The following is a 12,485-nucleotide window of genomic DNA, read 5'->3' on the forward strand; positions in this document are numbered from 1 at the left end:
CGCCGGATGGCGCGGAAAGTCGAGGGGAAGCTTGTTCCCCTCCCGCTTGCGGGAGGGGAAATCAGAGTTGGCGCTTCGACGCCAGCAGGCGGTCGAACCAGTCGGGTCCGGCGCCGGTCTTTTCGAGGTGCGGCCAGCGCAGCCCGCCATGATAGTCGATGTCGACCGTCCGGTAGCGCCCGCCGCGCTCGACGAGCAGGCTCACCGGGGTCTTGCCGTCGGTCGCGGCGCGAATCGCGGCCTCCATGCGGTCCTTGGCATAGGCGACGCCGTCGACCGCGACGATCTTCGTACCGTTGACGATGTCGGCCCGGAAGGCGGGGCCGTCCCACAGGATGCTGCCTGCGACGCCGTCCTTGTCGATCGTCATGCCGAGTGAATGGGTGAGGTCGTAATTTTTCGCGCGCGCCATGCGGCCGCGGTCATAGGCGTTCGGTGTGTCGCGCCAGACGAGGCGATAGCCCGCGCGCTCGATCCCCGCGACCGGCGCGGGCTGGCCGGGAAGCTGCATATGCTCGTGGAGGAATTTCGCCCAGTCATAGGGGTGGACGGCGTTCAGCGCCGCGACGACATCGTCGAAATCATAGGTGACCTCGCCCCAGTCGCCGGTCTTGCCGCCGAAGAAGCTCCTCGCGAAATCGTCGAGGCTTTTCCGGTCGTTCGTCGCCTGGCGGATGATCATGTCCGCCTCCAGCCACATCAGCGAGCCCTCGTTGTAATAATCCTCGGTGCGCGTCGCGCTGGGGAAGGCGCGCGCCTTGCGTCCCGCGATCACGGGGTCGAGCGTCGTATCCTCGACCGACCGCCAGTCCCGGCCCGCCTGGACGCTGTAGTAAGCGGCGTTGGTCGCCCATTCGGACAGGATCATGTCCTTCGACTGCATCCCCGAGCGGCCCGCGAGGACCAAGTCCCAGAAGCTTGTCTGCCCTTCATAGACCCAGAGGAGATTGCCCTGCATCGGCGTGCGGAAATCGGGGGTCCAGAGCTTGGCGGGGCGGCGGTATTTGCCGTTCCAGCTATGGGTGAACTCGTGCGGCAGCAGTCCGCGCAGCGTCTCGCCATCGTCCCATTTGGTGAAATAGTCGGGGCTGCTGCTGTTCTCGCTGCTGCGATGATGTTCGAGCCCGATGCCGCCGAGTTCGTCGGTCAGCGCGAGCAGAAATTCATAGCGGTCGAAATGACGGCTGCCGAACAGCGCCACCGCCTCCGCCACCATGGCGGCGTGGCGCGCGATCTGGTCGGGCTTGGCGCCCAGATATTGGGCCTCGTCGGCGACGACGTTCAGCGTGACATTCTGCCCCAGATCCCATTTGCGATAATAGCGGCCCGCGAACATCGGGCTGTCGACCAGCGTTTCATAGCTGGTCGGCGCATAGCTGTAGCGATTGCCCGACACTTTGAGGCCATCGAGCGCCGCGGCGCCGGTCCAGCCGTCGGGGAGCGTCACGTCGAGCTGGACCGGGATGTTGCGGGTGAAATATCCTGCGGGATAGAGGCTCACCTGCTCCCATTGCAGGTTCATCATCGCCGGGGTGGCGACGACGCGGCCTTCGCTCGTCCGCGTCGGCGACAGGAAATCGAAGGCAACATCGATGCTCTTGGCGCCCGCGGGCACATCGATGTCGAAGGCGTAGACGTCGGTCGGCTGACGCGTCCAGATGAGCGGTTTGCCGTCCGCGCTCGCCTTGAAGCCCGCGATCTCGGCGATCGCGCCGCGCGGCGCGTGCTTGCCGGGCAGCCATTGCGGATAGAGCAGGGTGAGCTTCCCCGCCTTCGCGACCGGGATCGTCTGCCGGACGCGGAAGATGCCGCGCATATAATCGGTGGCGTCGACCTTGAGCAGCATCGTCCCCGGCCAGGGCTTGTCGGCGGGCAGCGGAATGATGTGCGGCTGGACCACCGGCTGCGGACGGCTGTTGCCGTCCTCTGCGTAGAGCGCGGGGGCGAAGGCGATGAGGGCGGCTGCGGCGAGCGATGCGACGAACGGTGTTTTTTTCATGATCGCTTCTCTGCCGTCAAAAACCGCCAAGGTCCAGCAAACGCTCTGCAAGCGCGCTTTGCCTTTCGACCAAAACCCATTAGACGCGCGGCGCATGAGCAAGGACAAGAATGCGAAGATCAAGGCGCCGCAGCCGGTGCGCGGCACCCAGGACATGCTTGGCGATTTCGCCGACCGCTTCGGCCATGTCGTCGACGCGTTCGACCGGGTGCGCCGCCTTTATGGCTTCAAGCGGGTCGAGGTGCCGGTGATCGAGCCGACCGCGGTCTTCGCGCGCTCGCTGGGGGAAACCACCGACGTCGTATCGAAGGAAATGTATTCGTTCGAGGATCGCGGCGGCGAATCGATCACCCTGCGGCCCGAATTCACCGCGGGAATCGCGCGCGCCTACATCACCAATGGCTGGCAGCAGTTCGCGCCCCTCAAGGTGGCAACGCACGGCCCGCTGTTCCGCTACGAGCGGCCGCAAAAGGGCCGCTATCGCCAGTTCCACCAGCTCGACGCCGAAATCATCGGCAGCGACAGCCCGCTCGCCGACGCCGAACTGCTGATCTTCGCCGACCAGCTTCTGAAGGAGCTGGGCGTCGCCGAGGGCGTGACCTTGACGCTCAACACGCTCGGCGACGCCGACAGCCGCGAGGCGTGGCGCGCGGCGCTGGTCGAGCATTTCATGGGCCATCGCGCGAGCCTCAGCGAGGACAGTCTCGAGCGGCTCGACAAGAATCCGCTGCGCATCCTCGACAGCAAGGATGCGCAGGATCGCCCGGTCGCCGACAGCGCGCCCGATATCGATGCCTATCTGACGAGCGAGGCGCAGGATTTCTTCGGCGCCGTGACCGCCGGGCTCGACGCGGCGGGCGTGGCGTGGGAACGCAACGCGCGGCTGGTGCGCGGGCTCGACTATTATCGCCACACCGCGTTCGAGTTCGTCACCGACCGGCTCGGTGCGCAGGGCACGGTGCTCGGCGGTGGGCGCTACGACGGGCTGATCGAGACTCTGGGCGGGCCGCCGACCCCGGCGGTCGGCTGGGCGGCGGGGATCGAGCGGCTGGCGATGCTGCTGGACGATGATGCGATCGACAATCGGCTCGATGCGGTGTTGGCGGTCGAGGACGACGGCCAGCTTGCGCGCGCGATGCGGACGCTCGCCGACCTGCGCGCCGCGGGCTTCGCGGCCGAGATCGTCGCGACCGGCTCGCCGCGCAAGCGCTTCGACAAGGCGGCGAAGATTCCGGCGCACGCGCTGGTCTCGGTCGGCACCCGCGACGGCGCGGCGCATATCAATGTGCGCGGCGACGGCGAGCGGGCGAAAGAGGTCGAGACGATCGTCCGTGGTGTGGACAACGACTGATGCCTTATTCTTCGTCATTCCCGCGAAGGCGGGAATCCAGCTTTTCGATGTTGATGATCAGCCGGCGCCCAAGCTGGATTCCCGCCTTCGCGGGAATGACGGGGTTGGGGACGTGACGTGACCTCGGTTTCCGAAAAACAGATCGATGCCATCATCGAGCGCCACGCCGCTTTGCAGGCGCGGATGGCGACGGGCGATATGGCGCCCGCCGATTTCGTCGCGGCGTCGAAGGAGTTCGCCGAGCTCGAACCCGTCGCGAAAGCCGCCTCGGAAGTGACGCGGTTGCGCGGCGAACTCGTGTCGCTCACCGAGATGCTCGCCGACCCCGAAATGAAGGCGATGGCGGCCGAGGAACTCCTCGCAGTCGAGGCCGCGCTGCCGGCCGCCGAGCACGACCTCGCGATCAAGCTGCTGCCCAAGGACGTCGCCGACGAGCGTGCCGCGATGCTCGAAATCCGCGCCGGCACCGGCGGCGACGAGGCGGCGCTGTTCGCGGGTGATCTGCTGCGCATGTACAGCCGCTATGCCGATGCGCAGGGCTGGAAGGTCGAGCTGATCTCGGCGAACGAGGCCGAGGTCGGCGGTTACAAGGAAGTCGTCGCCAGCGTCGCGGGGCAGGGCGTGTTCGCGAAATTGAAGTTCGAAAGCGGCGTCCACCGCGTCCAGCGCGTCCCCGTCACCGAAAGCGGCGGTCGCATCCACACCAGCGCCGCGACCGTCGCGGTGCTGCCCGAGGCCGAGGAGGTCGATGTCGCGATCGACGAACGCGACCTCAAGATCGATATCTACCGCTCGTCGGGCGCGGGCGGCCAGCATGTCAACACCACCGACTCGGCGATCCGCATCACCCATATCCCGACCGGCCTCGTCGTGATCCAGCAGGACCAGCGCAGCCAGCACAAGAATCGCGCCAAGGCGATGCAGGTGCTGCGCGCGCGGCTCTATGACCTCGAACGCGCGCGCGTCCACGATGCCGAGGCGTCGGCGCGCAAGTCGATGGTCGGGTCGGGCGACCGTTCCGAACGCATCCGCACCTATAATTTCCCGCAAGGGCGCGTGACCGATCACCGTATCAACCTGACTCTCCACCGCCTCCCCGAGATTTTGGAAGGGCAGATGGACGAGCTGATCGACGCGCTGATCGCGGAGGATCAGGCGCAGCGGCTGGCGGGGCTGGGTGATGGCTAGCCGCGAAGGAGATATAAGCGACAATCTCCGCACCGCGACCAGCCTTCTGTCGGCAACCAGCGATACCCCGAGGCTCGATGCCGAATTACTGATGGCGCACGCGCTGGGGATCGAGAGGCAGGCGCTCCTGCTCGATCCGGCGCGCCATGCGGTGCCCGATATCTATGTCCACCTCGTCGCGCGGCGCATGGCGAACGAGCCGATCGCCTATATCGTCGGCTATCGCGATTTCTGGACGATTCGCGTCGAGGTCGGTCCTGGCGTGCTGATTCCGCGCCCCGACAGCGAGGCGCTGATCGAAGCCTGTCTCGATATCCGCCGCGAAAGGGCCGGCGGCTGGCCGCGCCGCATTCTCGATCTCGGAACCGGCCCGGGCACGCTGCTGCTCGCGGCGCTCAGCGAGTTTTCCGATGCGACGGGGCTTGGCGTCGATGCGTCGGAATATGCGCTCGCTTATGCCCGCGACAATGCCGAGGGGCTTGGCCTCGCCGACCGCGCGTCGTTCCTGCCGGGCGATTGGGGCAGGGGGGTGGAGGGGCCGTTCGACCTCATTTTCTGCAATCCGCCCTATATTGCCGAGACCGAGAGTCTGATGCCCGACGTCGCCGATCACGAGCCGGTCGAAGCCTTGTTTGCCGGTGTCGACGGGCTCGACGATTACCGCCGGATCATCCCCGATCTGCCGCGCCTCCTGACGACAGATGGCATGGCGATCCTTGAAATCGGGCATCGACAACGCATATCGGTAACCGAGCTTGCCGAAGCAGCGGGATTTGCCGTCCGATGCAGACAGGATCTGGGCGGCCGCGACAGGGCGCTTTTGCTGACCCGCGCCTGACGGACCCGCACAATTATTCGCTTGGTTTCCGCCGCAAAGCGCTGTAGGGGCGGGCTCACAGACCCGGCACGGTTCCCTTGACGGTCCGGCTGGTCTGTTTCCCACTTACGATGCTGGTGCGGGGCCGTGGGGCCCGGCGCAAGCGGTAAAGGGCAAGAACCGCGCGGACAGCGCGGGCGCGACGCGCAAATGGCGCGGTCGGCCAAAAGGGGTTGGCGTAGCTTATTAGCTTATCAGGATGTCTCAGTTGAACATGAACAACCGACAGAGCGGTCGCCGTCGCGGCCGCAACAACAACGGCAGCAACAATAATCGCTCGCAATCGGGCGGCCGGGGTGGTGCCGACCAGGCCAATCGCATCGACAGCCGCGCGCGCGGCAACGCGGCCCAGATGATCGAGAAATACCGCAATCTCGCGCGCGACGCGCAGCTTTCGGGCGATCGGGTCCAGACCGAATATTATCTCCAGTTCGCCGACCATTATTTCCGCGTGCTGAGCGATTTCCGCGCTCGCCAGGAAGAGAAAGCGGCGGCGAACGGGCAGGAGCGCAGCCCCGAGCGCCATCGTGAAATTCGCGGCGTCGAGGATTTCGACGGCCATGACGACAGCGACTTCGAGGCCGATGTCCCCGCCGAACGCACCGAGAGCGGTCGCGACAATCGCGAGCGGCAGAACGGTGATCGCAATGGTGGCGAACGTCAGGGCGGCGAGCGCCGCGACGAGGACGATCATCGCGGCAATCGGCAGCCGCGCGAGCGCGGCAATAACCGCCGTGATCGCGACGAAAACCGTGCCCAGTCGGCCGAGGCCGAAGATGACGGCGAGGCTGCGGCCGAAGACGCGGCGCCCGCGCCGCGCACCAACCGCCGCGGTCCGCGCCGCGCCCGCCCGGCCGATGCCGAAGAGGGCAATGCCGGTATCGACACCGCGGTGCTGCCGCCCGCGATCGGGCGCCCCGAACCTGCCCCCGAAGCGAATGTCGCGGAAAGCACCGATGCCGCTGTGGAAGCGCCCGCGCCCAAGCCGCGCCGTACTCGCCGCACGCTGGCGGCGCGCGATACCGGGGTCGAAGCGGCCGAATAAGCCCGCGATTTCGCACTGGTTTTTGCGCGGAACATGCCATAGCCTCCCCCGGACAGCCGTTCGGGGGAGCTTTTTATGCGCGCTTTGACAGTCACTTGCTTTCTGGCGCTGGCGCTCGGCGCCGGCCCCGCCGCGGCGCAGGACCCGGCCGCTGGCAGCGCGCAGGGCGAGCTGTCGGTGACCATCTATAATGGCGGCCAGTCGCTGGTTCAGGACATCAGGCAGATCGGCTTTCCCGCTGGGCGCTCGCGCCAGGAATTTCCCGACGTGTCGGCGCAGATTCGCCCGCAGACGGTGTCGTTCAGCGCCGCGGGCACAGCGATCGTCGAGCAGAATTTCGATTACGACCTGCTGTCGCCCAATGCGCTGATGCAGAAGGCGGTCGGCGAGATGGTGACGCTGCTGCGGATCAATCCCGCGACCGGCGGTGAAACGCGCGAGCGCGCGAAAGTGCTCGCGGTCAATGGCGGCGTGGTGCTCGATAACGGCGGGCGGATCGAGATATTGCGCGACGACGGGCTGCCGGTGCGAGTGATCTTCGACAAGATTCCGCCGAACCTGCGCGCCAAGCCGACGCTGTCGATCACGGTCGAGAGCAAGAGCGCCGGGACGCGGCCGGCGACTTTGTCCTATCTGACCGGCGGACTCGGCTGGTCGGCGGATTATGTCTCGCTCTACGACGAAAAGGCGGGGACGATCGATGTCCAGGGCTGGGTCACGCTGACCAACAACACCGGGACGACCTTTGACAGGGCGCGCACGCTTCTGGTGGCGGGCACGCCATCGGCGGCCGGCATGGCGAGCTATGGCGGCAGCTATCGTCCGCGGGCCATGCCGCCGGGCGAACTGCGCCGCGCGGGCACCGAGACCGCGCCGCGCGAGCAACTCGGCGACTATTATCTCTATCCGCTGGCCGAACGCACGACGATCGCCAATGCGCAGACGAAGCAGGTGAGCTTCCTCGACGTGGCGAAGGTGCCGGCGCAGAAAATTTACGAATATACGGTCGGCGGCTTCGACAATATGACCGAGCCGGCGAGCGCGGCGAGCGTGATCAAGTTCAACTCGAGCGCGCAGGGCGGTCTTGGCGACGCGCTTCCCGCGGGGACGGTGCGCTTCTATCAGCGCGACCTGCGCGGCGACCCGCAGTTCATCGGCGAAAGCCGGATCGGTCATACTCCGATGGGCAGCGAGCTCGGGCTCAAGACCGGCGACGCCTTCGACGTCAAGGTGAAGGCGACGGTGGTGTCGCGCGAACGCCGGTCGGACAGAATCTGGCGGTCGTCGATGTCCTATCTGCTCACCAACGCGCGGCCCCAACCGGTAACGGTCGATCTCGTCCAGCGCGGGCTCGATTGGTATTGGGACGACACGCGCATCATCACCGAAAGCCAGAAGAGCGAAAGGCTCGATAGCGACGGGACCAAATGGCGCGTGACGGTGCCCGCCAATGGCGAAGCGACGATCACCGCCACGTTCGAAACGCGTTACTGAGCCGCGCCGCGATGCGCCGGTCGCTGGTCCCGCTGCTGTTTTTCGCCGTGTCGCCCGCAGCGGCCCAGAGCGTCGTGACCTCGACCGCCCCCGATTCGGTTTCGGTCAGCGCGTTTCGCGATCCTGGACGCGGCGAGGGCGGCGAGATCGATCTCGACAGCCTCGAAGGGTTCGCGCTGATTTCGGAACAGCGCACGATCGACCTGCCGGCGGGCGAATCGGTGCTGCGCTTCGAGGGGGTGGCTGAGGGGATGGTCGCTGTATCGGCGATCGTCACCGGCCTGCCGGGCGGAGTGGTGCAGAAGAATCGCGACACCGCGCTGCTGTCGCCTGCCAGCCTGCTCGATGGCTCGCTCGGCAACCGCGTCCATCTTCGCCGTACCAATCGCGCCACAGGAAAGGTCACCGAAGAGGATGCCTTCATCCGCTCGGGCCCCGATGGCGCCGTCGTGCTGCGGACCGCGGCGGGTTACGAGGCGCTGCGCTGCTCGGGCCTTCCCGAAACGCTGACCTATGACGGGGTGCCGAAGGGGCTGACCGCGAAGCCGACGCTGTCGGTGACGACGCGCAGCCCCAACGCCCAGCGGGTGACGGTCACGCTCACCTATTTGTCGACGGGGTTCGACTGGGCGAGCAATTATGTCGCGCGCGTCGCGGGCGATGGCAAGACGCTCGACCTCTTCGCCTGGCTGACCGTCGCGAACAGCAATGGCGAGAGCTTTGCCGACGCGAATCTCTCGGCGCTCGCGGGCACGCTCAATATCGAGCAGGATTTCGATGAACTGGTCGAGCCGCCGCCGCAACCGCAGCTTCGCCTGTCCTGCTTTCCGACCGGCAGCGGGCGCTATGGAATCCCGCCGCCGCCCCCACCACCCCCGCCCCCGCCCGCCCCGATGGCGGGTTACGACGAGATCATCGTCACCGCGCAGCGGCGGGAAGCGAAGCTGATGGAGGCGCCGATGGCGATCACCGTCGTCGATACCGCCCAACTCGAGGATCTGGGCGACCTCAAGCTCTATCGCGTACCGATGCGGGTGACGGTCGCGGCCAATGCGCAAAAGCAGGTCGCGCTGCTGGTGAAGGACAAGGTGCCCTTTCGCACCGTCTATCGCCTGCGAACCTGTCCGACCTGCGAGCCGAAGAACGAGAGCACCGAGATCGTGCTCCGGATGGAAAACAAGGAATCAGGCAACCTCGGCATCCCCTTGCCGAGCGGGCAGGTCGCGGTGTTCGAACCCGCGCTGGGCGAGGAACTGCTCGCGGGCGAAGGGGCGATGCGCGACCATGCGGTCGGGGAGACGGTCAATCTCGTCATCGGCGAAAGCAGCCAGGTGCTCGTCACCGCCGACAATTATTATGCGCCGGGCAAGGAAGGCGACGATTATCGCCTGACGGTGACGAACGCGAATCGCTTTGCGGTCGCGCTCGAACTCGGGTTCGAGATTGACGATCTGAAGCGGGTCGATTCGCGGCTGCGCAAGCTGCCGCGCAAGGACGGACTGCCGACCTGGATCGTCACCGTGCCTGCCAACAGCAGCCGCACCCTCGACTATCGCGTAAAGGATTAGATCGGCGGCAGCGGGCGCGGGTGGTGATTCGCGTCGAGCGCGACGAAGGTGAAGACGCCCTCGGTCACCTTCACCTCATTTTCGCCGCGGTCGCGCGTCGCCATCACTTCGAGTCGAATCGCGAGCGAGGTGCGGCCGCGCCGTTCGATATGGGCATAGATGGAAATGACGTCGCGCAGCAGGATCGGCGCGATGAATTCCATCGTCTCGATCGCGACCGTCGCGACGGCGCCCTGCGCCTCGCGGCCCGCGACGATGCCGCCGGCGATGTCCATCTGGCTCAGCACCCAGCCGCCGAAGATATGGCCGTTGGCGTTGATGTCGGCGGGGCGGGGGACGACGCGCAAAATCGGGTCGCGCGGAGGCGAATCGGTGGCCCTATCGGTCATGATTCATGTCCGGATCGTCAGCGAACGGGTCTTCGATCGCCTCGTCGTGGCCGCTGCCGCTCGACAGGAATACGAGCCCCATCAGCGCGGCGCCGAGCATCACCGACAGGCCGACGCCGGCCGCGGTCGCGATGACCATGTGGATGGTGAACTGGTCGCCGAGCGTATAGCGCAACCAGGCGAGCGCGATGATCACCGCCGCGAAGGAGACGAGCGCCATGCCGCGCATCAGCCGGCGATAGCGCGCCCAGGCGATATCCGACGTCGAGCGGTCGTCGAGCGGCGAGTGTTTGACCATGGGCCTTCCATGAACCAAGCGGGCGCGAAGGCCAAGCGGCAATGGGGACACTCGGCAGGGGCGGGGGGCAGAAGCCGGTTTCGGCATTGCCGCGAATCATGTTAGGCTTTGCCGGCAACGGACGAGAACAAGGGAGCGGCACCTATGACGATCGGAGCGATTCTTCACGGGCGCGTGAGCGCGGTGATTTCGGCGCGGCCGGGCGATACGGTGCGCGCGGTGATCGATCTGCTCGCCCAGCACCGCATCGGCGCGGTGCCCGTGGTGGAGGGCGATTCGATCGTCGGCATATTTTCGGAGCGCGACCTGGTGCGACTCATGTCCTCCTATGGCCCCGAAGCGCTCGACCGCAGTCTCGACGAGGTGATGACCAAATCGCCCGTCACCTGCGATTCGGGCATGGCGGTAATGGGGGCGCTGTCGCAGATGACGCAAAAGCGCATTCGCCACCTGCCGGTCGTCGATGGCGGGCGACTCGTCGGTTTCGTGTCGATCGGCGACCTCGTCAAATATCGCATCGACCGGATCGAAGCCGAAGCGGCGGCGATGCGCGACTATATCGCGTCCTGATTCTGCGCGTAATGGCAGCCGCTATGCGGCGGTCGGATCGGCCGCCGGCTGGCGGTGAGTGACGACGCGAATCGCTTCGAGGAGCGCCGCGCGCTCGAGGAACCAGAGCAGCGCGCCATAGAGAATCGCGCCGGACCCGGCGAGCAGCGCGAGTCGAACCGGTGCCGCCCAGCCGAGCCTGGTCAGCGTCTCTTCCCCAAATCCCACCGCCACCGCCATGACCAGCGCAGGCGCGACTCCGGGCAACATCGCGCGGCCGATGTCCGCTAACGACACCCCGATCAGCGGCGCCGACAGCCGCGCGGTCAGGATCAGAAGCAACGGCGCGGCGATGAGCCAGGCCCAGGCCATGCCGATCAGGCCCCAATGCGCCCCGGTGAGAAAAGCGGTCGGAAAGAGAATCGCGCCCCCGAGCGCGGCGAACATCGCAATCGAGGGCTTGCCGAGCGCGTTGGTCAAGGGTGCGAAGAGAATCTGCGCCGTCATCGGCATCAGCGCGAGCGAAATGATCTGGATATAGGGCACCATGCCGAGCCATTTCAGTCCGAACATCGTTTCGACCATCGGCGCCGCGACGACCGTGAGCCCACAATAGAAAGGGGCGGCGACGAGCATTAGCAGACGGACGGCCTTGAGGAAGTTCCAGCGCACCGCGGCCGGATCATCCTTGATTCGCGAATAAGCGGGAAAGGCGACCTCGTTCAGCGGCGGCACGAACTTCGCCATGAAGATTTGCGCGAGAAACAGCGCTTCGGCGTAGAGTCCGAGCGAATGGGCATCGAATCGCCCGCCGGCGATGAAGACGTCCGACTGGCTCTGCACCAGCCAGAAGAGCTGGGCGAACAGAATCGCCGAGCCGAATCCGATGATCTGGCCGCAGCCCCGGAAGTCGAAGCTCGGCCAGACAAGCAGCCGCACCGCGATCGTGAAGCCGATCGCGCGCGTCCAGAACAGCGCGATCGGCGCATAGATCAAGGTCCACACGCCATATCCCGCGAGCGCGCAGCCGAGCGCGGTGCCCGCGCCGGCGAGCGCCGCCAGCAGATTCACCAATGCCAGCCGCCGGAAATCGAGCGCGCGGCTCATCATCACCTGGGGGAGCGCGATGAAGGGAGTCGCGAAATAGAGCAGCGCCTGCACGCGCAGCAACTCGGCGACCCTGGGCTGGCCGTAATAGGCGGCCGCAAGCGGGGCGCCGAAGAACTGGATCGCGGCGAGCGCCGCGTTGAGCAGCAGCAGCAGGCCGAACGCCTGCCGGATTCGGAACGGATCGACCGAATCGGATTGCACGAGCGCGCTCGCGAATCCCCAGCCGTTGAGGAAGGTCAGGAAGGACAAGATGACCTGAGTCATCGCGAAAAGCCCATAATCGGCCGGATCGAGCAGCCGAATCACGATCAAAGTGACCGACCAGGTGATCAACTGCGCGAGAATCTGGCTGCCCGAACGCCAGATAACGGCGCTGCGTACGCGGCGTCCAAAAGCGTCCCTGCTCTCCTTCCCCGTCCCGGAGTCCTTGAATTCCGCGCTTTCGCTCACCATTTCGTCCTTCTCGCCCAGGGCTTCCCCAGGCGCTGAACAACTTTTGAAACAAAATTGCAAAAAGGTTGTTGACGCGAATCACCGAGGGGCCTAGAGGCCTGTTCACCGGACGGGGCGCGGCGCCAGACGCCACGCTCCAGCCGGTCGCCAACAGATACGGACAG

General features: G+C 66.1%; 11 protein-coding genes. 7 read left to right on the plus strand and 4 right to left on the minus strand.

The window, feature by feature from the left end; translation table 11 throughout:
- Positions 1–61 precede the first annotated feature (61 nt).
- Positions 62–1,999: a peptidase M61 gene (locus VHO04_RS07635; RefSeq protein ID WP_329627759.1), complete on the minus strand. Its 1,938-nt coding sequence runs from the start codon at positions 1,997–1,999 to the stop codon at positions 62–64.
- A gap of 94 nt (positions 2,000–2,093) precedes the next feature.
- Between VHO04_RS07635 and hisS the strand changes: the two genes are divergently transcribed.
- From hisS to VHO04_RS07665, 6 genes are all read left to right on the plus strand, one after another.
- Positions 2,094–3,350 (plus strand): histidine--tRNA ligase, encoded by a 1,257-nt coding sequence (gene hisS / locus VHO04_RS07640; RefSeq protein WP_329627760.1) that lies wholly within the window; start codon positions 2,094–2,096, stop codon positions 3,348–3,350.
- A gap of 117 nt (positions 3,351–3,467) precedes the next feature.
- On the plus strand, positions 3,468–4,538 hold the full coding sequence (gene prfA, locus VHO04_RS07645; RefSeq protein ID WP_329627761.1) for a peptide chain release factor 1: 1,071 nt from the start codon (positions 3,468–3,470) through the stop codon (positions 4,536–4,538).
- Positions 4,531–5,376, plus strand: coding sequence for a peptide chain release factor N(5)-glutamine methyltransferase (gene prmC / locus VHO04_RS07650; RefSeq protein ID WP_329627762.1), 846 nt, complete (start codon positions 4,531–4,533; stop codon positions 5,374–5,376). The genes prfA and prmC overlap by 8 nt, the downstream gene beginning before the upstream one ends.
- Positions 5,377–5,629: 253 nt before the next feature.
- Positions 5,630–6,460, plus strand: coding sequence for a DUF4167 domain-containing protein (locus tag VHO04_RS07655; protein WP_329627763.1), 831 nt, complete (start codon positions 5,630–5,632; stop codon positions 6,458–6,460).
- A gap of 75 nt (positions 6,461–6,535) precedes the next feature.
- Positions 6,536–7,954: a DUF4139 domain-containing protein gene (locus VHO04_RS07660; protein WP_329627764.1), complete on the plus strand. Its 1,419-nt coding sequence runs from the start codon at positions 6,536–6,538 to the stop codon at positions 7,952–7,954.
- Positions 7,888–9,522 (plus strand): hypothetical protein, encoded by a 1,635-nt coding sequence (locus VHO04_RS07665; protein ID WP_329627765.1) that lies wholly within the window; start codon positions 7,888–7,890, stop codon positions 9,520–9,522. Before VHO04_RS07660 ends, VHO04_RS07665 begins: the two co-directional genes overlap by 67 nt.
- Here the strand turns inward: VHO04_RS07665 and VHO04_RS07670 are convergent.
- The gene (locus VHO04_RS07670) at positions 9,519–9,911 is read right to left on the minus strand and encodes an acyl-CoA thioesterase (RefSeq protein WP_329627766.1); all 393 of its coding nucleotides are present in this window, start codon (positions 9,909–9,911) and stop codon (positions 9,519–9,521) included. The genes VHO04_RS07665 and VHO04_RS07670 overlap by 4 nt on opposite strands.
- Complete coding sequence (locus VHO04_RS07675; RefSeq protein ID WP_329627767.1) at positions 9,901–10,209, minus strand: hypothetical protein; 309 nt, start codon at positions 10,207–10,209, stop codon at positions 9,901–9,903. The genes VHO04_RS07670 and VHO04_RS07675 overlap by 11 nt, the downstream gene beginning before the upstream one ends.
- 144 nt (positions 10,210–10,353) lie before the next feature.
- Between VHO04_RS07675 and VHO04_RS07680 the strand changes: the two genes are divergently transcribed.
- Positions 10,354–10,779: a CBS domain-containing protein gene (locus VHO04_RS07680; protein WP_297659860.1), complete on the plus strand. Its 426-nt coding sequence runs from the start codon at positions 10,354–10,356 to the stop codon at positions 10,777–10,779.
- A gap of 21 nt (positions 10,780–10,800) precedes the next feature.
- On the opposite strand, the gene VHO04_RS07685 is transcribed toward VHO04_RS07680, so the two are convergent.
- Positions 10,801–12,321, minus strand: a complete 1,521-nt coding sequence (locus VHO04_RS07685) for a lipopolysaccharide biosynthesis protein (RefSeq protein WP_329627768.1) — start codon at positions 12,319–12,321, stop codon at positions 10,801–10,803.
- Positions 12,322–12,485: the final 164 nt, after the last annotated feature.

Origin of the sequence: Sphingopyxis sp., from assembly GCF_036261875.1 — a bacterium.
Taxonomy (GTDB): Bacteria; Pseudomonadota; Alphaproteobacteria; order Sphingomonadales; family Sphingomonadaceae; genus Sphingopyxis.

Excerpts from the sequence above, each read along its gene's own strand:
- VHO04_RS07670 (WP_329627766.1), bottom strand. The coding sequence starts at position 9,911 with ATGACCGATAGGGCCACCGATTCGCCTCCGCGCGACCCGATTTTGCGC.
- VHO04_RS07685 (WP_329627768.1), bottom strand. The coding sequence starts at position 12,321 with ATGGTGAGCGAAAGCGCGGAATTCAAGGACTCCGGGACGGGGAAGGAG.
- VHO04_RS07635 (WP_329627759.1), bottom strand. The coding sequence starts at position 1,999 with ATGAAAAAAACACCGTTCGTCGCATCGCTCGCCGCAGCCGCCCTCATC.
- VHO04_RS07675 (WP_329627767.1), bottom strand. The coding sequence starts at position 10,209 with ATGGTCAAACACTCGCCGCTCGACGACCGCTCGACGTCGGATATCGCC.
- VHO04_RS07680 (WP_297659860.1), top strand. The coding sequence starts at position 10,354 with ATGACGATCGGAGCGATTCTTCACGGGCGCGTGAGCGCGGTGATTTCG.
- prmC (WP_329627762.1), top strand. The coding sequence starts at position 4,531 with ATGGCTAGCCGCGAAGGAGATATAAGCGACAATCTCCGCACCGCGACC.
- VHO04_RS07660 (WP_329627764.1), top strand. The coding sequence starts at position 6,536 with ATGCGCGCTTTGACAGTCACTTGCTTTCTGGCGCTGGCGCTCGGCGCC.
- VHO04_RS07665 (WP_329627765.1), top strand. The coding sequence starts at position 7,888 with ATGGCGCGTGACGGTGCCCGCCAATGGCGAAGCGACGATCACCGCCAC.
- hisS (WP_329627760.1), top strand. The coding sequence starts at position 2,094 with ATGAGCAAGGACAAGAATGCGAAGATCAAGGCGCCGCAGCCGGTGCGC.
- VHO04_RS07655 (WP_329627763.1), top strand. The coding sequence starts at position 5,630 with ATGAACAACCGACAGAGCGGTCGCCGTCGCGGCCGCAACAACAACGGC.